A 1,174-nucleotide genomic window follows, 5' to 3' on the forward strand; every position below is an offset into this window, starting at 1 on the left:
CGCATCTTCAGGATGGCGACAGAGCCGAGCATGCGCAGTGGCTCGGGCTCCCACTTGCGTGGCAGTTCACGAACCAGCGGCAGTCGCGTGAGTTGGGTCTCACGCCCAAGAATAAGATCGGTCAGGGTGCGCGACGCCAGGTTTGAGGCGGCGAGCCCTTCGCCGACATAACCGCCGATCCAGGCAATGCCGGTCTTTTTGTTGAGGCCAACGGCCGGCGCCCAGTCGCGTCGAGCACCGAATACGCCTTGCCAGGAGTGTTCGATTTTGACGTTGGCCAGGGCCGGGAACAAACGGACGAGTTCCTCGCGGTAGGTGGCAAAGACTTTGTCTTCGGCGGGCCCGTCAGTGCAGGGCACACTGCCGTACTTGTAGGTCAGCCGGTTGTCGTCGCCGCCGATGGTGATGCGTCCGTCGCGGGTTCGCTGCAGGTGCAAAAAGGGATGTTCTGCCAGCACCACTTCGCGGTCGCCCCAGCCTATCTGTGCAAACACTTCTTCAGACAGTTTTTCGGTGACCAGCATTGAGGTATGGACGGGCGTGATCTTGTTTCGTTCGGTGACAATGCTCTGGGTATAGGCTTCGGCAGCGCAGACGATGATGTCCGCATGGACCTTGCCGTGCGTGGTGGTCGCGAGGCAAGACTCAATCGAGGTCACCGGCGTGTTGTAGTAGATCCTTGCGCCTTTCTGGCTGACCGCTTTGGTCAGGCCTAGGACCAGGGCGGCCGGCTGGATGCAGGCTGCGTTTACCGTGAGTTTTGCGCCGATGACGCCTTCTGCTGTAATGCGGCTGGCGGTTTCGCTCTTGGAAAGCATACGGATTTCAGCAGGTCCATGACCGTACCTTCGGTCTTCCTGGAGGGCCTCTACAAGACGCTGAAGTTCGAGGGGCGTGCGGGCCAGTTCCAACATGCCGTTTTTGGTGTAACCGCAATCGATATTTTCCTGGGCAATGACGTGTCCGACATGGTCCACGGCTTCAACCAGTGCCTTTTCCAGCGCCATGGTGCCAGTCTTGCCTTTGATCGAACCCCAGAACTCGCGTGAGCCGTTGATGCGAGGGATGACGGCGCCGCCATTTCGTCCGGAGGCGCCATAGCCCGGGTATTTAGCGTCGATGATCACCACGTTCAACTCGGGCGATGCGGACAGCAATTCATAGGCGGTCCATA

Annotated in this window: 1 protein-coding gene; it reads right to left on the reverse strand. The window is 59.5% G+C overall.

Annotated features, from left to right (window positions below; translation table 11 throughout):
• A partial coding sequence (locus BLL36_RS29940) for an NAD(P)/FAD-dependent oxidoreductase (RefSeq protein ID WP_076955180.1) occupies positions 1-1,174 on the reverse strand: 1,174 nt, incomplete at both ends.

The sequence above is a fragment of the Pseudomonas cedrina subsp. cedrina genome (genome assembly GCF_001983175.1).
GTDB lineage: Bacteria > Pseudomonadota > Gammaproteobacteria > Pseudomonadales > Pseudomonadaceae > Aquipseudomonas > Aquipseudomonas cedrina.